15 protein-coding genes are annotated in these 22,487 nt (G+C 34.0%); 11 read left to right on the top strand and 4 right to left on the bottom strand.

The features are described 5' to 3' along the window. Together ABD077_RS21085 and hemL are read left to right on the top strand one after the other, a co-directional pair. Positions 1 to 870 (top strand): glucosaminidase domain-containing protein, encoded by an 870-nt coding sequence (locus ABD077_RS21085; RefSeq protein WP_425545903.1) that lies wholly within the window; start codon positions 1 to 3, stop codon positions 868 to 870. Between the two features lie 6 nt (positions 871 to 876). After that, positions 877 to 2,163 (top strand): glutamate-1-semialdehyde 2,1-aminomutase, encoded by a 1,287-nt coding sequence (gene hemL, locus ABD077_RS21080; protein ID WP_343914207.1) that lies wholly within the window; start codon positions 877 to 879, stop codon positions 2,161 to 2,163. Positions 2,164 to 2,237: 74 nt separating this feature from the next. Here the strand turns inward: hemL and ABD077_RS21075 are convergent, their stop codons facing one another. Next, positions 2,238 to 4,724: a zinc-dependent metalloprotease gene (locus ABD077_RS21075; protein ID WP_343914206.1), complete on the bottom strand. Its 2,487-nt coding sequence runs from the start codon at positions 4,722 to 4,724 to the stop codon at positions 2,238 to 2,240. A 111-nt stretch (positions 4,725 to 4,835) separates the two neighbouring features. Then, positions 4,836 to 6,812: a tetratricopeptide repeat-containing sensor histidine kinase gene (locus ABD077_RS21070; RefSeq protein WP_343914205.1), complete on the bottom strand. Its 1,977-nt coding sequence runs from the start codon at positions 6,810 to 6,812 to the stop codon at positions 4,836 to 4,838. Between the two features lie 381 nt (positions 6,813 to 7,193). On the opposite strand from ABD077_RS21070, the gene ABD077_RS21065 reads away from it, so the two are divergent. After that, positions 7,194 to 8,420, top strand: a complete 1,227-nt coding sequence (locus tag ABD077_RS21065; protein WP_343914204.1) for a hypothetical protein — start codon at positions 7,194 to 7,196, stop codon at positions 8,418 to 8,420. Between the two features lie 11 nt (positions 8,421 to 8,431). Here the strand turns inward: ABD077_RS21065 and ABD077_RS21060 are convergent, their stop codons facing one another. Beyond that, positions 8,432 to 9,919 carry a hypothetical protein gene (locus ABD077_RS21060; RefSeq protein WP_343914203.1) on the bottom strand — a complete coding sequence of 496 codons (1,488 nt, stop codon included), beginning with the start codon at positions 9,917 to 9,919 and terminating at the stop codon, positions 8,432 to 8,434. Positions 9,920 to 10,095: 176 nt separating this feature from the next. Between ABD077_RS21060 and yiaA the strand changes: the two genes are divergently transcribed. From yiaA to ABD077_RS21035, 5 genes are all read left to right on the top strand, one after another. Beyond that, a complete protein-coding gene (yiaA, locus tag ABD077_RS21055) occupies positions 10,096 to 10,572 on the top strand; it encodes an inner membrane protein YiaA (RefSeq protein WP_343914202.1) in 477 nt (158 codons plus the stop codon). A 113-nt stretch (positions 10,573 to 10,685) separates the two neighbouring features. Continuing rightward, positions 10,686 to 11,450 (top strand): tetratricopeptide repeat protein, encoded by a 765-nt coding sequence (locus tag ABD077_RS21050; RefSeq protein ID WP_343914201.1) that lies wholly within the window; start codon positions 10,686 to 10,688, stop codon positions 11,448 to 11,450. Positions 11,451 to 11,465: 15 nt separating this feature from the next. Beyond that, entirely contained in the window at positions 11,466 to 12,749 is a 1,284-nt protein-coding gene (locus ABD077_RS21045; protein ID WP_343914200.1) for a DUF2157 domain-containing protein, read from the top strand. Positions 12,750 to 12,866: 117 nt separating this feature from the next. Beyond that, complete coding sequence (locus tag ABD077_RS21040) at positions 12,867 to 13,418, top strand: GDYXXLXY domain-containing protein (protein ID WP_343914199.1); 552 nt, start codon at positions 12,867 to 12,869, stop codon at positions 13,416 to 13,418. A gap of 74 nt (positions 13,419 to 13,492) precedes the next feature. Further along, a complete protein-coding gene (locus tag ABD077_RS21035) occupies positions 13,493 to 13,837 on the top strand; it encodes a DUF6515 family protein (RefSeq protein ID WP_299610649.1) in 345 nt (114 codons plus the stop codon). A gap of 77 nt (positions 13,838 to 13,914) precedes the next feature. Here ABD077_RS21035 and ABD077_RS21030 read toward each other — a convergent pair whose 3' ends face one another. After that, on the bottom strand, positions 13,915 to 14,538 hold the full coding sequence (locus ABD077_RS21030) for an SPOR domain-containing protein (protein WP_343914198.1): 624 nt from the start codon (positions 14,536 to 14,538) through the stop codon (positions 13,915 to 13,917). A gap of 526 nt (positions 14,539 to 15,064) precedes the next feature. Between ABD077_RS21030 and ABD077_RS21025 the strand changes: the two genes are divergently transcribed. The 3 genes from ABD077_RS21025 (at position 15,065) to ABD077_RS21015 (ending at position 22,361) form a co-directional block, all read left to right on the top strand. Continuing rightward, entirely contained in the window at positions 15,065 to 19,456 is a 4,392-nt protein-coding gene (locus ABD077_RS21025; protein ID WP_343914197.1) for a T9SS type B sorting domain-containing protein, read from the top strand. Positions 19,457 to 19,488: 32 nt separating this feature from the next. Then, complete coding sequence (locus ABD077_RS21020; RefSeq protein WP_343914196.1) at positions 19,489 to 20,484, top strand: PorP/SprF family type IX secretion system membrane protein; 996 nt, start codon at positions 19,489 to 19,491, stop codon at positions 20,482 to 20,484. A gap of 146 nt (positions 20,485 to 20,630) precedes the next feature. After that, positions 20,631 to 22,361, top strand: a complete 1,731-nt coding sequence (locus ABD077_RS21015; protein ID WP_343914195.1) for an alkaline phosphatase D family protein — start codon at positions 20,631 to 20,633, stop codon at positions 22,359 to 22,361. Positions 22,362 to 22,487: the final 126 nt, after the last annotated feature.

Raw genomic sequence — 22,487 nt, 5'->3', positions numbered from 1 at the left:
ATGAATGTGAGGAAAATAATAATGTTGTGCTGTGTGACTGCACTCTTAATTTCATGTGGAGGTAGTAAGAAAACAACAAGAACTACAACAAAAACTAAAACTGTTTCGTCTAGAAAAACGCAGGATAGTAGAGAGGTAACATCGGTAGAAAAGCCAAAAGAAGTTGCTAAAAAACCTCTCGCTAAAGTTTCTTATAAAGAAAAAGTTCAGAATTATATTTTCGAATATGCTAGTATTGCTAAAGATGAGATGCAGCAATATGGAATCCCTGCGAGTATTACGCTAGCACAAGGTATTTTAGAATCTGGAGCTGGTTATGGAGAATTGACAAGTAAAGCCAAAAATCACTTTGGGATTAAATGTCATGATTGGACAGGCGATAGAGTATACCACGATGATGATCGCTCCCAAGAATGTTTTAGGAAGTACAAAAAAGCAAGCGAATCTTTTAGAGATCATTCTCTATTTCTTAAAAACAGAAAACGATATTCCAAACTTTTTACTTATAAACAAAGTGATTATAAGTCTTGGGCTTATGGTTTAAGGGCAGCTGGATACGCCACAGATAAAAAATACCCTGTAAAACTAATTAGTATTATAGAACGCTATAAATTGTATGACTATGATGCTGAGGTGTTAGGAACTTCTTATGTGGCGGTTGAGCCTAAAAAAGTTGAGAAAAAGAAGATTTTAAAGACCAAAAATGGTGAGTATATTGTCCAGAAAGGAGATACTCTTTACTCTATATCTAGAAGATATAATCTTAAAGTAGCAGAACTAAAAGCTTACAATAATTTAAAAGATAACGCAATCGCCATAGGCCAAGTACTTAAAGTAGAAAAGCCAGAGGACGATGCCGACGAATTTTAACGTACTATGATTTATAAAAGAAGTAGTGCTCTGTTTAAAGAGGCTCAGAAAGTAATTCCTGGAGGAGTTAACTCCCCTGTTCGCGCATTTAAAGCTGTGGGAGGTGATCCAATCTTCGTGAAAGAAGCAAAAGGTGCTTATTTATATGATGAAGATGGAAATCGTTTAATCGATTACATCAATTCATGGGGGCCAATGATACTTGGTCATGCATATCCACCTGTGGTTGATGCAGTGGTTGAAAAAGCCAAAAAGGGGACTAGTTTTGGTATGCCTACAGAAATTGAAACTAAGATTGCCGAACTAGCGGTATCTATGGTGCCTAATATTGATAAAATACGATTCGTAAATTCTGGTACAGAGGCTTGTATGAGTGCTGTACGATTGGCAAGAGGGTTTACAAAAAAGGATAAAATCATCAAGTTTGCAGGATGTTATCATGGTCATAGTGATTCATTTTTGATTCAGGCTGGTAGTGGAGCTGTTACTTTTGGAAGTCCTAATAGTCCTGGTGTAACCGCAGGAACAGCAAAAGACACCTTGTTAGCAAGGTATAATGATCTAGAGAATGTAGAAGAAATTATCAATTCTAATAAGGATGAGATCGCCTGCATTATTATTGAACCTGTAGCTGGAAATATGGGGTGTATCCCTCCAGTAAAAGGTTTTTTAGAAGGTTTAAGAACGCTTTGTGATGCACATAATATACTGTTGATATTTGATGAGGTAATGACTGGTTTTAGATTAGCTAAAGGTGGTGTACAGGAATTGCTAGGAGTAGATGCAGATATCGTAACTTTTGGAAAAGTTATCGGCGGAGGTTTGCCAGTAGGAGCATTCGCGGCAAGAGAAGAGATCATGAACCATCTTGCTCCTTTAGGTCCCGTATACCAGGCAGGAACTTTAAGTGGTAATCCTTTGGCAATGGCAGCAGGATTAGCAATGTTAACAGAGCTAAATGAAAAATCTGAAGTATTTGATAGTTTGGCCAAAAAAACCGAATATTTACATGAAGGAATTGCTAAGGTTTTAATCGAGAAAAATATAACACATACTATTAATAGATTAGGTTCTATGATTTCTATTCATTTTTCTGAAAAACCTGTGGTTGATTTCGAAAGTGCGGCAGCTGGAAATAATGATACTTTTAAGAAGTTTTTTCATGGGATGCTAGATCAAGGGATCTATATCGCCCCAAGTGCATTTGAAACCTGGTTCATTACAGACGCACTTAGCTATGAAGATTTAGATGAAACAATAAACGCTGCAAGGATAACGGCAGAAAGTTTGTAAACTAAAAAAGCCAATCTCTAAAAGATTGGCTTTTTTGATATCATAATTTTAGAATCTAAATTCTTTGGTTACGATTATTTTATTGGATCTAATATCAACGAAATTCTTTCTATTGCGTCCTGTAAATGATAACGTGTCATTCTATCAGATGCTCTTCCAACTGCATTTCTAATGTCTCTCTGTAAGTTTTTTAATTCTGCACGAACAATAGGTCTGATATCACTTTGTGAAACATCAACATTGGTTCGTCTCACGAAACGTCTGAAATTAGCAGGTATTGGTGTTTGTTCTTTTGTCATCAAAAACTCTAAACGCTCTATATAAGCTCTTTGCAAGTTACGACGATAAACATCTATTTTTGATCCATTTCTTAGTTCACTCCATAAACCAACTCTTAATTCGGTCATTAGATCAATTAAAGTATATGGATTTGTATTTAATGCTTCATTTTCAATTAATCTGGCCATTCTTCCATAATCCAAAAGATTATTCAAAGTTCTGGTCTGAAAGTTTCTGATACGTTCCACACTTCCTGCAGATTCTATTTTGTTAAAGATATTGCTGTCTAATAACCAATTTGGCGTGCTAAACAATTGTTCTTGTAAAAATTTCATAGCACGTTTCTGATTCTCTTTAGTTACATGAGTATATACGGCACCCTCTTGATCGTACGTTTTAAAATACTCATATACACCTCCGATATTAGAAGAAACATGTCCCATATATCTATTAAACTGTCCAAGTACCTGACCATACATTGTCTCTAGATCATTATAATTTTTACCATCCTCAGCAGTCCATTCTATTAGATTAGGAATAATTCTTTTTAGATTAGCAATTCCATAAGTACTGGCATTTACGGCATCATCTCCAAGATCTTCTGTTTGCGAGCTTGGATCTATAACACCAAATTGTTGTCTTCCAAAACGATATTTTGGATCATTCTGATGTGCTAATATCCAACTGTCTAAAGTTTTCTTTTCTTCTTCAGGAGTCGTATTTAGTATAGGTCGATATCCCCATCTAATAGCATGTTTGTCATAAATTCCAATTTCTGGCATTAGCGCTACATCACCATCTCCAGGTTGCGCGATGTAATTAAAACGTGCGTAATCCATAATAGAAGGAGCTGTACCATATTTTTTTGTAAATGCAGGATCACGAAGTGATTCTACAGGATAGGCAACACTACTACCCATATTATGAGGTAACCCTAATGTATGACCAACTTCGTGAGCAGATACGAATCGAATTAATCTACCCATTATTTCGTCTTTAAAAGCTACTCCTCTTGCTTCAGGATTAATGGCTGCGGTTTGTACAAAAAACCAGTTACGAAGCAGTGTCATTACATTATGATACCAATTAATATCACTTTCTAGAATTTCTCCTGATCTTGGATCACTAACATGAGGTCCGTTTGCATTTGGAATAGGAGATGCGAGGTAACGTACTACAGAATATCTTACATCCTCAGGACTCCAATCCGAATCTTCTTCTTTAGAAGGTGGGTCTTTAGCGATAATCGCTTCTTTAAAACCAGCTTCTTCAAAAGCTACCTGCCAATCTTCGATACCTTGTTTTATATACTTCCTCCATTTTTTAGGCGTAGCACGATCAATATAATAGACAATTTGTTTTTTAGGAACTACTAGTTCGCCTCTTTTGAACTTTTCAATATCTTCTTCTTTTACTTCTAATCTCCATCTATCTAGATATCTAATAGTCTTACTTTCTTGCGCTTCTAATCCGTAATCTGTTTGTCCTCTTGCAAACCATCCAACACGTTGATCAAATATCCTTCTTTTCATTGGTGTTTCTGGTAATAGGATCATGGAATTACTCATTTCTAATGAGATGGTTCCAGTGCTAGCGTTTGATGGTGGATCTCCAGCCATGTATGTTTTTACGTGTCTGGTTTCGATATTAAGAGGGTAACTTCTTATAGAGTCTATATAAGAAAGACTCTGGTCTAACCTTGTTATCTTGTATCTTTTTCTTCTTGATGCAGGAAAACCAATCGCTTTTACATCCTTCGTAAACATATCTGTTACATCGATCACTGTAGCATTATTTACAGAATCCTTATGGAATGCTTTGATAGGGAATGAAAATAAGATAGGCTCAAAGTTAGAATTTTCTACCGCTTCATGAATAGGTAAAGAATCCGCAGCATATATTTGGTGTGATACTACGCGTAGTAATACTTTTTTGTTTTTTCTTTGCCATCTAAGGACCTGCGTATTTTGTTTTCCTCCACCAAAACCGATACCGGTTGCAGTTTTAGCAATTCTGGTTACCATTAACATTTCTCTATTAAATAGAGAATCTGGTATTTCATAAAAATATTTGTCTTCAATATTGTGAACAGTAAAAAGTCCAGGATCACTTTTTGCCTTTTTTGTAATAACCTCTTTATAAGGTTTAATAGCATTTTTATCTTTTCCCGGTTTTTTAGCAGCTGTTGCTGCTGGTTTCTTTGTTTTTTTACTTTGTAAAGATGAGCAACTGGATAGTGTAATGGTACACGCCAGCAGCAAATAAAGCATATTTTTGAGCATGTGTAATTTTTTTATCGGCCGAAGATAAAGAAATAACAATGCGTTGTAAGTGAAAAGAACGTTAAAACCTTAGAGAGCAAGGACTTTTGTATCTTAATTTTTTATAAAATCTTATGATGCTTTTGGTAATGTGATGCAAAATGTGCTACCCTCACCTAAAATACTTTTTACTTTAATTTCACCTTTATTTAATTCTACAAGTTCTTTGCAAATTTTTAATCCTAAACCTGTACCTGCTTCTTGTTGGGTGCCTTTGGTAGTAAAAGTGTCTTCAGAGAATAGTTTGTGAAGGTTTTCCTCTGGAATTCCTACTCCAGTATCCTGGAAATAAATTTCATAATGCTTTTCCTTTTCATTGGATAATAAGGTTATAGAATCTCCGGATTTACAAAATTTAATAGCATTTGCTAATAAATTTTGTGACACAATAGAAAACATATCCTTGTCTGCATATACCAAAGTAGCATCTAATTTGTTGTTAAGTTGGATGTTCTTACGTGCTGCTTTGGGTTCGAAAAAGCTGAATTTATTCTGGATAACATCTTTAATATTAAACTCTGTAGGTTTTGCATTTAATTCATTCATTTGGGATTTAGACCAATTCAATAAATTATTAAGCATAATAGAAGTCTGATGCGTTCTATTAGAAAGTAGCGGAACAATTTCCTCAAACTCCTCTTTAGAAATGGCATTTTCTTTTAAAAGATTTAAGGTGCCATCAAGTCCGTGTATTTCATTTTTTAGATCATGAGAAATGATAGAAAAGAGCTTGTTTTTTACTTGGTTAGATTCATTTAATTCAGCAATATATCTTTTTCTTTCTCTTCTGGTTTTGATAATAAAGAATAAAAATATTGCACCTATTACAAACATTCCGATACTTATGAATGTAAATATTCTATATTTAAATAATGCTCCTTGTGTTTTTAATTCCTGTTTTTCTTTTTCTTCCAGAAGTTTTAGCTGTTCTAATTCGGATTTGAAACGAATCTCCGCTTTAGAGATTTTTTCGGTGGATTCATTCCTAGATATTTGATCTGCAATTTGCTGGTATTTTTTTTGCCAAATAAAGGCAGATGCAAAATTATTTCTCGCTGAGTCTAAAGTAGCAGACTGTCTATAATTGGTCAAAAGCAGTGGTGGAATATCTAGTCTTACTAGTTCTGTTCTGGCTTCATCTAAAAGAACTTCTGCTTCACTATAATTTTTTAGTTTGATCGCAATCTCGCCTAACTGTTGTTTGATGTTTGCTGCCACTCTATAGTTTTGTGCTTGTACAGCATTGCAATATGAAGAATCGTAATATTTTTTTGATTTTTCATATTCTTTATTTGCCTTATAAAGATTAGCTAATCTGGTATACGCCATTGCTTTGTCTAAAGTTCGATTATTTTTCTTGCTAATTTTTAAGGCTTCATTAATCAATTTTTCTGCTTCATCGATTTTACCAAGGTCGATATAGATCAGTGCTAAATTGTTTAATGCTGATCCTACCTTATTTGGCCTGAATTTTTTCTTTAAAGCTATCGATTTTCGATAATATTCTTCGGCAAGTTCATAATTATCAATATCAGAGTAAATATTGGCAAGATTGTTATATGTACTGGATAATACTAAGCTATCTTTCATACGCTCAAAGTATAGGTTTGCTTCTAGTATATGGTGTATTGCTTTTTCAGAATTACCTCTTCCTTGTTCAATAGTAGATTTATTATTATTAATAATTGCCAAACCTCGTTGGTGATTGGCTTTTTTAAAGTATGTTGCAGCCTGATCATAATTGTAAAAAGCTTTTATGTGTTGCTGAGTTAAATTATGAACGTTTCCAATATGTTGGTATACATTACCAATACCCTTATTATACTTTATAGTATTTGAAATAGATAATAATTTAGGTTCGTATGATAAAGCCATGTCGAACTCTTCTGCTCTCCACATATTTTCAAAATATTTCATGGCTGTATCAAATAATACAGAGTCTTTTTCCGTTTTTATGAAAGGTATGATACTATCCAGTGATTTTTTCTGAGAAAAACTAAATGAACTGAATAGGACGCATAAGATCCATGTAAAAATCGCTTTTTTCATATGTTTTATTTTGGGGAAATAGATTAAAAAACAATTTACATCTACAAAATACACAAAAATCAATTTAAAAAACAAGTATAGTAGTATTATTCTTACAAAATATATTGTTTTTAAAGCTTTTTCTTCAAATATTTCTTAATTACGTTAAATTCATTCCTTTTTATTATCATTTTATATTTTAGATATTGAGTTTTGGTTATGTTAGAATTGATGATCTGATACATGTTTTATTCTTTAAAAACCTTTTGCGGTAATTTGATTCTCGTGTTGTAATAAAAATAATTACGTTATTTTAGTCCGCAGGTTATGATGGGTTACTTTTCAAATACTTTTTCCGGTTCCTATTTACGAGTATTACTGTATATACTTATAAGCATCTATGTGATTTGGGTTGGGGTAGTGGTAGAACCAGATACTAGTAGTTATGTTGGGCTTTCTTTGATCACACCTCCTGGATATGGTACTTTTCTTTTTGTTTTTAGAAAAATATTTGGAGAGGATATATACTATCCGATTGTTGTAAGTGTACAATTGGTAATTGGTTTTGTCTCTTGTATTTATCTTATTAAAACGATCAAAACGTTTTTTGAACTTGATAAACATTGGTTATTCTTTTTAGATGTTATTTTACTAGCTCCCATAGTAATTCCAGAATTTTTAACGGTAAATAGGATAGTGACGCAAGGTTTAGCTTACCCTGGTTTTTTAGTTATAACAGCTTTTTTAATCCGGTTTCTTTTTGGTAACAATAAAAAAGATGTTTTCTTTTTATTGATTAGTATCTTTATAATCCTTCTTATTCGTGCGCAGTTTTTCTTTATGATTCCTGTTTTGTTAATTATATTCCTCTACAAATGGTATCAGACTAAAAACTTTAAGCGGTATGTATCTGTCATCATACTTTTATTATGTTTGCCTGTTTTTGTATCATTATCCCAAAAAGTATTTAACTATATAGTTCAAGGGAAATATATAAACATTTCGAGCACAGGACTTCAGATAATGATCATGCCTTTCTTTGTTGCTGATGAAGCAGATTACAAGCTTTATGAAGATGCCAAGACTCAGGAATATTATAAAAAGATGTATGCAATTGCCTATGATCGCAAGCTATTAGATGATTTTTATGTTCCTTTAAACGATAATGTGTTTCATTATTTTGACTATAATTTTGTAAATATTTCTTATGGAGTGTTTTCTATAGAAGGAAGAAAGTTTTTAATGCCTTCTGATCCAGATTCTCACGATGCATTGATTGCTAATGATAAGATGCTAGTGAGTATGTGGCTACCTCTAGTTATAGATAACTTTTGGAAATGCGCAGATCTGTTTTACAAAAATGTAGCACATGCTTTTGGCGGGTTTTATATGATTTGGTTATCTCTCTTAGTTTTAATAGGTTCTTTATATCTATATTATCGATATAAAGAGAAATTAGCATTATTTGCTTTTGTATGTATGTCGCTTACTTTTAGCAATATATTGCTGATCTGTGTGGTACAACATAGTATCTCTAGATATCTTATTTACCATCAGTGGATGTTACCAGTTTTATTTATTTTAGTATTAGATAAGTTTATAAAATCTAAACAGCTAGATAAAGTTTAGAGTAATATATGCTAAGACTGATGAACAACTTGTAAAGTGGTTTTATATAAATCCAATTTCAATACTTTAGCTTTTAACCAGGCATAAAAACTCATTACAAAAATATCTTCCTGATCTGCACTTTTTTGGATTAATGTATGTTCTATTTTAAATAGTAATTCTTCGGAATGAATAGTTTTAGGGTTGAAATAGAAGCTAGTGGCAAGAGATAAAAACTCAAGAGCACGATTTTCGTTATTGTTTACCAAATAAGATCGGTGTTTTTTTCTAAAACTTTTGGTTCGAGACTCTACCAAGTCCAGATGATCCAGTTCTATGTGCAGTAATATTTCGGTTAGGTTCTTTTGTACTACCCATATGATACCAGCTTTTTCGGTATACCATGTATCACTATGATGTAATTGATTAAGTAACCTTAGTGCTTCTTTAAATTTTGATTGTTGAAAATAAAATACAATTAACGTTAATTTTAGATCTAAAATGTAAGAAGTTTGGTCTTTAGTCTTCTGAAAATTAAAAGCTTCTAATGATGCAATTGCCTTAGTAGCATTACCTGTATAATTGTAATTTAAAGTTTTTAACAATAGTAATTGAGGAAAAAATCTTTTGAAATATTTCTTTTTTTGTTTCTCCATTTGCTGTTCCATCAGTAACAGATACTTTTCGGAAACAGAGAAGTTTTTATTCCTAAAATAAGAATTAGCAACATAATATAAAATCTGTATATGGTAGAATAGATGTTTGTCTGTAAGTTGTTCTTTGGATTCAATTTGTTGATAGGTAGTTTCTACAAAAGAAAGAACGGAATAGAAGTTTCGTGTTAGATTTGCTGCTTGATTTATGATCTCTAAAAGTTTGTAAAGAGATCTAAATGTTATGTCTCCTGTGATAGAGATGTCGAACTTATCTAACGATTTATGTATCTCTTGAGATATATTAATGTTGTTTTTCAAAAGTTTATTTTGAATATCAGCATAAAAAAGATTTAGATTTTCTTCTTGCCTTAGTAGGTTTTGGTTTTTTCTAAAATTTTCAATTAAAGTTTCTAGAGGAGTATTGAGATCTACGTGTGCATATTGGATTCTGGTATAATGAATCTCATGCAAAAAGCTAAAAAGATCAAAGGCTTGTGCTTTTGATTCTGCTTTTTTGATGGTTTTTAAAGCTATTTTATATTGCTTTTGTTCAAAAAAGATTCTACTCGCCAACACTAGTTTAAAAATTTCCATTTCTTCCGAAGTCTCACTGTCAAAACTTTTAACAGCAATAAAATCAATCAAACTATCGTGCAATCTCTTGCAAAGTGCATGAAAAGCACCTTTTGCACTTTTTCCATATAACCTTATGTCTATATCTTTTTGTTCTGGAAACTTATCTAATAGTTTAAATAGCTGAATGTTCTTGGTGTCGTTTCTTTTGTTTTTGTGTTTTAGATGCTGAATAAAACTTTGTTTCTCTTCACGAGATAAAGTCGCAATTATAGAAGATAAAGTATTCATTATATCGTAAGTAATAATGATTTAAAAATACTGTAAATATTGATTAAATAGGTATTATTTTAAAAATATATCGTAAGTTTTTTGTAAAAATTGAGTTGAGAAGCTGAGGTAGAGGTTGCAAATTTGTCCTGTTCAAAACAAACAATTGAAATAATTAATCATCAAAATCAATTATTATGGACTACAAGTTTAGTAACGATGTAACAGAAGAAATCGTAAACGAGAACATCGAAAAACACGAAACGAAAGTATATGATCAAAAACCAACCCCAGCCTTTATTGGCGCTTCATGGGTGGCATTATTAGCAGGAATGGTGTCTTTCTGTACCGGTCTTTGGAATGCAGAAATGGCTCTTAATGAAAAAGGGTATTACTTTACCATTCTTTTATTTGGTTTGTTTTCTGCAGTATCCGTACAGAAAAATGTGCGAGATAAGCTAGAAGGAGTGCAAGTAACAGAGATCTATTATGGGATCAGTTGGTTTGCGGCTTTGGCTTCTATTGTCTTATTAATTATCGGGTTATGGAATGCTGATCTGGATCTAAGTGAAAAAGGGTTCTACGGAATGTCATTTACACTTAGTTTGTTCGCAGCAATTGCAGTACAAAAGAATACACGAGATAAAAAATTCATAGAAAACAGGGAGTTATAATTGGAAATTCAATCAAAAGGAGGAGTCACTATTGTGTGGCTCCTTGTTTTGATGATTAGAGAAGGCAGCTACAATGCTGTGGCTGTCTTTTTTGACTACTTAATTTGTTAATAATGAAAACATATATCATTACAGTTGCCCTCATTTTGAATCTTTCATTTGTCTTTTCTCAGGAAATCTTATCAGAAGCATATCTTGATGGAAACGAATATTTTAGGATGGGTGAATATCAAAAGGCGATTAAAAGTTATACGAAACTAATATCTATGGATAATAAAAAAATAAGAAAAACGGGATACGTAAATCGTGGACTTGCTAGAGATAAAATAAAAGAATATGATGGAGCAATTCAAGATTTTACAGAAGCAATTAAACTGGATAGTACAGACATGGCGTCTTTTATAGATAGAGGATTGTCGAAAATGCACGCTGGATATTTTGCTGAGGCGATTAAAGATTATGAATATGTAATTCATGTAAATACCGATAGCAAGATGGTACAGAACGCAATATATTGGATGGCAAGAATTAATTTTTCACAAGGTAAGTTTGATGAAGTAGTTCGAAATTGTGATGATTATTTTAAGGTTAATTCAATAGATGCAGAACTGTATTTTATTCGAGGAACTGCTAATGATATGTTAGGAAATTTCGAACAGTCTATCAAGGATTATTCAAAAGCAATAAAGTTATATCCAAATTATTATCAAGCTTATGCTAATAGAGGAACGGCCAAAATTAATTTGCTAACTGGAAAAGGAAATTTAGAACCTTCAAGAGGTGAAACGAAAAATGCTTGTCGTGATTTAAAAAAAGCGTTGGAAATGGGTGATAACTCAGTGGAAGATCTGATATATGTTTATTGTAGTAAAAAATAATAATAACTAATAATAATGAGTCTTAAATTTCAAAAAGAATTACAACAGCTAGTTGCAGATCAGGTGATTTCTGAAGATATATCTAATAAGATATCAGAATACTATGATCAAAAAAGGCGTAAGCAACCAAACAAGTTATTTACCATCTTTGGTATTTTCGGTTCTCTATTAATAGGTTCTGGAATTATACTTATGCTAGCGCATAATTGGGATGATTTTTCCAGAATGACCAAAACCATATTGGCATTTGTACCATTACTTTTAGGGCAATTGATTGCTGGATACGCTATTCTAAAGGATAAAAGTCGTACTTGGAAAGAAGCTTCTGGAACCTTTTTGTTTTTTGCAGTAGGAGCTAGCATCTCTCTCGTAAGTCAGATATATAATATTTCTGGAGATTTAGGTGATTTCTTAAAAACCTGGACATTGCTTTGTCTTCCCCTTTTATATCTACTTCGTTCTCATGCAGTGGGATTATTAGTTATTCTCTTGGGTACGTATTATGCTGCAGAGGTAGGGATATGGAGTTATAGAAGTAATAATACTCCTTGGTTCTATGTTTTATTTGTTCTTGGAGTACTTCCGCACTATTGGTTTCAGGTTAGAAAACACATTACTGCAAACACGACTACTATTTTTAATTGGATATTGCCAGCTAGTTTTATGGTTGGTTTAGGAGCGTTTATTAGTAATAACAGTGAATTAGGATTTGTGATGTATGTTACGCTGTTTGGAATATTTTATAATATTGGGAAATTACCAGCTTTTCAAAAAATAAGAACGCTTAGAAATGGATTTTTAATACTAGGTTCTCTAGGAACAATCATCCTTCTTATGATATTCACCTTTAAATGGCCTTGGGAAGAGCTTATTGATACATGGGTATATCATTCTCAGGAATTCTACATTTCATGCTTTTTTGGAGTAATAGCAGTATTGTTATTGTGTTATACCATTATTAAAAAAGGAGTACAATTTGTCAATCTTTTTCAGGTGTCATTTATACTTTTTTGGATGTTATTCTTTTTAGTGGCAGCGAATCCTTTTATCGCTATGATCTGTACAAATATTTTGGTATTTATCTTAGGAATAACTGCAATTAAGATTGGATCTGATAAGTTGAATTTTGGAATTCTTAATTATGGATTATTGATCGTTTCTATTCTTATTATTTGCAGGTTTTTCGACACTGATATGAGTTTTGTGATTAGAGGGCTGTTGTTTGTCATTGTAGGAGCTGGTTTTTTCTTTACCAATTACCTTATGCTGAAAAAGCAACGAAAAAGCCAAACTATGTAAAAGTTGAAAAGTAAATATATAAAGAGAACATTGGGGAGTTCAGAAATTACCTCATAAGAGGAAATGATTATTGGTAAATTCTATCTAACACTTGAAAAAAAACTAAAATATAATAAGATGAAAATTATTTATTTATTCATACTCTTTGTGATCGTTGCTTTGGCACAAATCTTTGTTCCATTGCATATGATCGTTGATAAAGAAGATACGTTAATGTCTGGAGTTGCCTATAAATTCAAAACCAGACCTATTGATCCTACGGATCCTTTTAGAGGAAAATATATAACCTTACAATACGAAATGGATCATTTCGAAACAAAAGATTCTACCTATGTGGTAGGTGAGGAAATATATATTTATCTCAAAAACGATGAACAGGGTTTTGCTGAAATTTCACAAATAAGTAAAGAAGCTTTGGAGATTTCAAAAGATTATGTAACCGCTAGAGTAAGTTACTATTATGATAACAAAGTGAATTTTTATTTGCCTTTTAATACATTTTATATGGAAGAAACCAAAGCGTATGATGCAGAGGTTGCTTATACCAAGGCAAATAGAGATAGTTTACCTGCAAATGTATACGCTTTGGTATATATAAAGGAAGATAAAGCTGTGCTTAAGGATGTGTATATAAACGATACGCCTATTCAGGAATATGTAGAAAAATAAAAAAAATCGAATAGTGGATTAAACCTTTTTAAAAAATGATCGTCATAGTATTGAAAACGAAAAAGTAGAGAACTATGAAGACATTATTTAAAACATCGGTATTCGGGCTTTTATTATTAGTATTTACAACATCTTGTGCTACAACTGTACGCGTGCGTCCAGCAAACAAAGTGGTGGTAACCAAAGTACATAATCCAAGAGTTGTAGTTCATAAAAATGTAAAGTACTATCGAAGTGGTGGTGTCTGGTATGTTAAAAAGAATAGAAGGTATGTTGCCGTTGCCGCTCCAGTAGGAGTGAGAGTAAAAACATTACCTACTGGATACAGAGTGGTAAAAGTTCGAGGAGTAAAGTATTATAGATATAAAGGTGTTTACTACAAAAGAACCGGAAGGAACTATGTAGTAGTAAATGTATAGTATATGAAAAGTTGAGTTGGTTAGTTTAGTTAAGTAAAATTCCTTGAGGTTTTGTGTGAGATCTCAAGGTTTTTTTATTACCAAGCTTCTTCAATTTTTATGCGTTCACCGTTTCGGTAAGAAGCAATAAAAGCTCCTCTAAAACCTAAACGTACTATTTCTCTTCTAAACTTTTTGGCTTCTGCTAATGAAGCAAAATTACCAAGAGCATATTTATTGAAACTGCCTGCTTTGATTTCTCTAAAATTCACAAATTTATCAGAATACATAGATAGATCTTTCTTTTCAAAAGCACCTATCTGTACGGCATATACTAATTCATTTTGAAGCGAAGCTTTCTCTTTTTCTTCCGGAATATCAGAACCTTCGTCCGAAGCATTGATCTCCTGATCCATAGAAAGATTTTTAATAGTGTCTTCTAATTCTGCAATTTTATTATTAAGAATGTCTGTTTGTGCTTTTGCTTCACTTTTAGGGATTACGCTGTCAGAAGTATTGAACTGCATAAAATAAATAGTACCTGCTACTCCTAAAAGAGCAACAAATCCAAGAATGATTGTGGCTATTTTAAATTTTCGAGTGTTTTCCTGTTCTTCTTTAAGAGCTTTTGTATGAGCATAGTTAGTTACTCTTTTTTCTTCTTTAGCATCATCTATCTGAACCTGAAAGTCTAGTAGTTCATCATCACTGATATAAGGCATGAGTCGTGGTTTTAATGTCTTCAAATATAGGTGATTATTACTTTATGCAAAAATTAAATTACTGATAAACCGTAATAGTGGCTGAATACCGCTTTGTATCAAAAACAAATAGTTGTTAGAATAGTAACGTTTTTGAAGAGTATTTCTAAGAAAAAACAGTCTAAAATTGTAAGATTTTTTCTTTAAAAAAGCACGACTTTTTGATTTTGTGATACGCATACCGTCATTTAATTACATCATATCGAATACTTGTAAAATCTGGTAATATAATGAGTATTGAAACGTTATTACTTTTTCGGTATTCTATTTTTACAATCAACCCACCCTAAGTCGAAAATAGAATACGGTCATATTTGCTATTTATAAAACTTAACCAACGTGAATACAAGGATATATTTACATATAGACCTTTTAGTGTTTATTAATGCTATTACTTCATTTTTTAAGGATAACATTTATTGCGTGCTACCAAGCGTACTGGTTAAGGATACTTTTATTATAACCCACTCAATAAATTCCTTCAATTATGATACGTAAGCTACTTTTTACTGGTGTAGCCTTGTTTTTGTGTGTTTTTAGTTACTCCCAAACAGTAACTTTTGAAACAGATGACGGTCTAACTGCAAAAACAATCTGCCAGGGTACTGAACTACAACTTAACTTAGCAATAGATCCCCCAACTCCTTCTGGTGGAGGTAGTAGTTATAATGTCCAATGGGAGAAAAGTACCAATCCTACATTTATTAAAAACTGTTCGTTTCCAAGTGCAGATGGTTCTTGCTCATTTCATAGAGATACACCACGAGAAACTACAACTTATACCGTAAGAGTAAACGGAGGACCAAGTGGTACAGTTACGGCTAATGTGGTGATTACAGTGGAGGATATTCCAAATCCAGGTCTTAATACTACAATGTTTTTATGCGGTAGAACAGGAATTATTAATCTTTTTGATGAACTTGATGGAGGTCCAGATCCAGGAGGAACCTGGAGTAATGGTACAGGTACATATGATACAGCAGATCCTAATGGAGGATCTTTTACTTATACCATAGATAATGGAGGTGCTTGTCCTGCTGTGAGTGCTATTATCACCGTAAAACCTTGTGGTGATAATGATGCAGATAATGATGGAATTCCGAATACCACAGATAATGATGATGATAATGATGGGATTCCAGATTCGGTAGAGGATGGGTTTTGTACAGCTACAACAACAACTCCTATTTTCGTGTTAGAAGAAGATTTTGGTTTTGGCGGTCCAACAAGAAGTAGATATTCCGAAGGGCTAGGGTTAACTTACAATCCAACCTTACCGCAAGATACTTCCAATGATGGAGAATATAACGTAGCTACTTCTACTTATTTTAGAACCGCTGGAGGTTTTGACGCAACATTCCTTTCTACAGATCTTATTGGAGAAGTCGATGCTAATGGAGATGTCGATGGAAGATATCTTGCTATTAATATGAAATCTAGTGTATTTGCAGACAGACCAGTTTTTGTAGCGGAAAACCTTCCGGTTACACCAGGAATAGAATATGATTTCAGCATGTCTATTGCAGGTTTAAATAACAACGTAGGAGAATTGCCTGCAAATCTTACTATAGAGGTTGTAGATCAAACTACTGGGGTAGCTATTTTTTCTCAGAACTCAGGGGAAATTCCTAACGGAACCGACAATTGGATTTTAGTGCAAAATTCTTTTGTACCGGATCCAACTGTGAATGTGGTAACGATTAGAGTAATTAATAGGCAAGGAACAGATGGAAATGGTAATGATATCGGAATTGATAATATTTTTCTTTCTACAACCGGATGTGATTTTGATAGAGACGGTATTCCGAATTCACAAGATTTAGATGCAGATAATGATGGGATCTACGATATCGTGGAATCTGGAAATGCTGCTGCAGATGCTAATGGAGATGGTCGTTTTGATGGTGCTATTAATGCTGATGGAACTTCTACTACGGTAGTTCATAATGTAATCAACTCTGATAGTGACTCAAATGAGAATTTCTTAGATATAGATTCTGATAATGATGGTATTATTGATAATATCGAAGCACAATTAACGGCTACTTACGTAGCTCCTAGTACAGTAGATGGAGATTTTAATGGAGTAGATGATAGTTATGATACCAATGGGACTGCAATTGTTCCTGTAAATACCAATACAACCGCCGATCCCGATTATATAGATACAAATTCGGATCCTGTATCAGGTGATTGTTTAGAAGATATTATCGAAGCTTACGATCTTGATCAAGATGGAGTGCCGGATACTATTCCTGGTGGATCAGACAGTGATGGTGATGGATTGGATGATGCTTTTGATACAATAGTGCTGGATAGATTAACATCGGATACAAACCCTAGTAATGGAGGTACCCTTCCGACAGATTTTCCGAATAATCATAACCCTTTAACAGATGAAAGAGATTGGAGAGAAGAAATAGGAGATGTGGATCTAGGTTCTTTAGCAATAACCGTTTGTGATCCTAGAGATTTATTTGATGAGTTGCCAATGGGAACACTAACCACCGGAACATGGAGTGTTCCGACAGGTGGAACTGCTCTTACTGGAGGTCATTTAGGAACGCTGGATCCAACAATTGCTGGTATTTTAGATGGAGTATATATTTATACACTTCCTACCTTGTCTGCTGGTTGTCCTCCAATAAGATATTTGATAGATGTAACTATTGATAGTTCATGTCAGTGTCCTGATATTGATGAGCCTATTGTTCCAACAACTCCGGTGATTACTTGTATCGATGCTACCCCTTTACCGTCCATTACGGTAACTCTTGGGCCAGGCTTGGAAGGTAGATGGTATTTAGCAGATGGGACACCAATTGCCAGAGCTCAAAATACAGATACATTCACACCAGAACAAGCTGAATTAGCTATTGGAGATAATACATTTAGAGTAGAAGCTTATGAACCAGTTGCGATGTGCACCAGTGACTTGGTAGATGTTGTGATTACTGTAACTGCTGCTCCAGAGGCTGGAGAACCAAATGATACGCCTCCAGAACCAGTCGCATTATGTGAAGGAGATACGACAGTTGTCAACTTGTTTGATGAGCTAACAGGAGAAGATGCAGGTGGTGTTTGGACCGATCCTATGGCTACAGTTATTCCTGGTGGTACCATCTCTGCAGATGTAAATATACCGGGAGATTACACCTATACGGTTTCCAGTAATGGATGTACAGATACAGCTGTTATAACCGTAACGATTAGTACGGTGCCAACTTTAGCTTTGGGAACCACTACTTGTGCTGCTGACCGAGCAACTTATAATATTTCATTTACTACCAATGGGACTTGGGATATTTCTACAGATCCACCGAATGAGGGAGTAGTGGATGTTGTTAATTCAATGATCACAGGTGTTACAGCAGGAGTTGATCTTATTGTAATAGCTATGAATCCTGCTAATACTGCTTGTGAGGAAACGCTAGTGGTTACAGCACCAGATTGTAGTTGTCCAACAATAGCTGAGCCTACAAATCCGACTAACGAGAGTATATGTGTTGGTTCTCCCACACCAACATTATCTGTAGATGTGTTGGCTGGTCAAACAGCAAATTGGTATGATTCGAATGGGAATTCGCTGATTATGAATAGTACTACATACACACCTACGGATACCGCAGTTGGAAACTATATTTATCGCGTAGAAGCGTTGGATATTGCGGAAAACTGTGTAAGTAGTCAAATAGAAGTAACGTATGATATTTTGGATATTCCAGTAGTAGATCCTATGGATCCCGTAAATGCATGTGAATCTTATGTGTTGCCTACATTATCTGTGGGGAATTATTTTACAGCAGTGAATGGAGGCGGTACTCAGCTTAACGCGGGGGATATTATATCTACAACTCAGGTAATATATGTGTATGCCGAAACAGGAACAACACCAAATTGTTTCGATGAAGGACAACTAGATATTACAATAAATCCATTACCTAATCCGATAGCTCCTGTAAATACCGGAGATCGTTTTTGCGATAGTTATGTGTTACCTGCGGTGCAGAGTGGGCAAGCATATTATACTGGTTCTAATGGTAGTGGAACACAACTTAACGCAGGAGATGTAATTCAGGTTAGCCAAACTGTCTTTTTAAGAGAAGTGGATACAAACGGTTGTGAGAATGAAATAGCATTTTTTGTAGAGATCGTAGATCTTGAAGAGCTAGAACTAGAATCTGGGATTATCTGTGCTGGTCCAATTACGTTTACGTCCTTTTTAATCAATACAGAATTAAATGATAATGAATTTTCGTTTGAGTGGAGTTTTGAAGGAACTGTAATCCCAGGAGCTACACAATCTTCATATGAAGCTTCGGTACCAGGAACGTATACTGTAACCTATACTGATGTGGTATCTATGTGTAGAGCAACTTCAGAAGTAATAATAACAGGAATAAATGATCCTGCAGGTATGGATTTAGACCTTTCATCCGGAGATTTTTCGGATAGTACGAATATTACGGCTACAGTAGATGGCGATAGTAATTATGAGTATAGTCTAGATAACGGAAGTCTACAAACTAGTAATGTATTTGTAAATGTACCTCCAGGAGAACATGAAGTAACGGCATTTGATGTTAATGGTTGCGGTTCTATTACAGCTTCCATTTTTGTAGTAGGTTTCCCTACTTTCTTTACGCCTAATAATGATTCAATAAATGATCTCTGGGGAGTGATCGGTGATGCAGATACACCAGAGATGGATATTTATATTTTTGATCGATATGGCAAACTTCTTCAACAACTAAATAATAATAGTCAATGGGATGGTACGTATGCTGGAAGACCTATGCCAGCATCAGACTATTGGTTTGTGGCAGAGTTTAAAGATGGTTCGGCAACTTTTAGAAGACACTTTACATTAAAACGATAACAGGAGCTTTTTCTTCTTTCAAAATATAAAAAATGAAACTTACAAAAATATACATAATCACAGTAGTCATATTCTTTATGAAAATTGGAGTGGCTCAGGAAGGGTTGTCCATTTATTCGGATTATCTTACGGATAATTATTATTTGATACACCCATCCATGGCAGGAGCATCCAATTGTTCTCAGGTAAGATTAACTGGTCGTAGAAATTGGCTTGGAGAAGAAGACAGTCCAGGATTATATACTGCAGCTTATAACGGTAGAATTGGAGATTCTCAATCTGGAATAGGAGCTATCGTTTATAATGATAAAAATGGATTCTCTTCTCAAACAGGAGGGTATGTGACCTATGCGCATCATTTAATGTTTTCTAGAAGTGAAGTAGATCTGAATCAACTTTCTTTTGGATTAAGTGCTGGTATCATCCAATATAGACTAGATCAAACAAGGTTTGATCCGAATGATCCTTTAGTTGGACCTGGATCAATAAGCGAAAGCGAGTTTAACATAGATGCTGGATTTTCGTATAATTTATATAATTTCTACACGCATGTAACCGTAAAAAACCTTTTGAAAAATTCTGGGGTAAACAATGATTTGCAGGTAACCAATAACTTAAGAAATTATTTGGTTTCGGTGGGATACGTTATTGATCGTCCAGGAAAGACATTCTCCTATGAACCTTCTATTTTATTTTCGCATAGAGATGGAGTTTCCCAGTCCACTATTGATTTTAATTTAAAAGTATATAGCGATCTAAGTTTTGGAAAACTATGGGGAGGATTGTCTTATAGAAGAAGTTTTGATTCTATAGACTTTGTAGAAGGTGAAGAAATAAGAAGTCAAACACTAAATTTTGTAACTCCTTTTATCGGTGTTAATTATGGGAAGTTTATGTTTGCCTATACGTATTCATACCAATCGAATCCGGTTACTTTTAATAGTGGTGGTTTTCACCAAATTACGTTGGGAATTGATTTTTCTTGTAGAGAAAAGAAATATGCTTGCTACTGTCCTTGGGTGGAGTAATGGCATATACTTTGGTAGGTTCTAATTTTATGTTATCTAAAGATTATTATTCCGAGAATATTGTCTATTGGTTTTGATCTTTTTTTAAAGAAGGGATAACATCAAGTTTATTGTGGTAAAATATTTTTGAAGGAAAAATATACACAATGAATAGAAGGAACTTTTTTGAAAAATCTTTGTTGGCTGCCGGTGGCTTTATGATCGCTCCTATGTACATCAGTTGTAATAGTGATGATGATATGGATATTAGTATTCCAGATCTTAGTATAGACAACTTTTTGGAAGGTGTAGCTAGTTTTGATCCAACAGATTCTAAAGTTATTATATGGACACGCTTTACTCCCAATGCAGGAACTGCAAATCTGACTATTAATTGGCAGGTAGCTACAGATAATAGTTTTAATGATATAGTTCGTAGTGGAGAGTTTATAACAGGTGAAGATCGTGATTATACAGTTGCAATAGATGTTCAGGAATTACCTTCTAACAGTAAGTACTATTATCGTTTCTTTGATTTAGAATCCCAAACATCTTCTGTAATTGGAGAAACCATAACATTACCCAAGGTTGGAGATTCCGTAAATGATATAAAACTAGCAGCATGTTCTTGTGCTAATTTTGCAGCTGGTTTGTTTAACGTGTATGGAGCAATGGCTAATTCTGATGTGGATGTTATCGTGCATTTAGGAGATTATATTTATGAATATGGAGAAGGAGAATACGGTACTAATGAAAATACTGTAGCCTTAGATAGAGTCCATAAACCAGCAAATGAAATCTTATCCTTAAGTGATTATCGTGCAAGATACAAACAATATAGAGGTGATAAGCAGTTGCAGTTAGCACATCAAAAGAAACCTTTTATCTGTGTGTGGGATGATCATGAGATAACCAATGACGCTTATGTAGATGGCGCAGAAAATCATCAAGACAATGAAGGTTCTTATGAAACAAGAAAACAAATTGCTATTCAGGTGTATAGCGAGTTTTTACCGCTCAGATCAACGGATCCGGCTAAAATTTATAGGACGTTTGATTTTGGTAGTATTTTAAGTCTACATATGCTAGATACTCGAATTATTGGTAGAGATAAGCAATTGTCTTATAATGATTTCTTCGATCCAAGTACAGGGCTTGATGCGGCAGCATTTCAGACAGCATTGCAAGATCCAAGTAGAACTTTATTAGGGTCAGAACAATTAAGTTGGTTGTCAGGAGCTGTTTCGGGTAGCAGCGCCAATTGGCAAGTATTAGGTCAACAGGTACTCATGGGTAAAATGTTTATGCCAGCCGAGTTACTAATACTTATAGGTACGTTAGTGGCAGAAATCGGTGCTTTGGGAAGTGCTACCCCAGAAACCGCAGCGGCATTTCAAACTGCACTAACCGAGTTGACTGCTATTAAAACCAGATTGTTAGCTGGAGATACTACACTTACTTCAGAAGAAATTGCTAGAGTTCAGTCAGTTGTTCCGTATAACTTAGATGCATGGGATGGATATTTTATAGAGCGGGAACAGCTTTTTGCAATATTAGGCGATAAGAAAACGGTTTGTTTGGCAGGAGATACTCATAATGCTTGGTATAGTCAACTAAAAGATGCATCCGGAAAAGAAATAGGAGTGGAGTTTGCAACTTCTTCTGTAACTTCTCCTGGATTTGAGGGTTTTTTAGGGGTAGATGCTAATCAGGCAATTAGTTTTCAGCAAGCTTTGCAAATATTAATAGATGATTTACAATATATGGATGCTACCCAAAGAGGTTTCTTAAAAGTAACCTTTACCGCAGGTAGTAGCCAAGCGGAATGGAATTTTATCAATACCATTGCACAGGAAGATTATACGGTTACTGTTGGGGAGACAGTGTCGTATAGCTAGTTTTTATTTTTATCAGAATTAACAAACGCAACCTAAATAAATAGGTTGCGTTTTTTGGTTCATATTTTTTAAGACAGTCTCTTGGTCAATATTCTGATATGTATCTCTAGTTTTAGTTACTTTGGT

Source organism: Aquimarina litoralis, assembly GCF_039523995.1.
Classification (GTDB): Bacteria; Bacteroidota; Bacteroidia; order Flavobacteriales; family Flavobacteriaceae; genus Aquimarina; species Aquimarina litoralis.
This window is presented reverse-complemented; position numbering and strand designations above follow the sequence as displayed.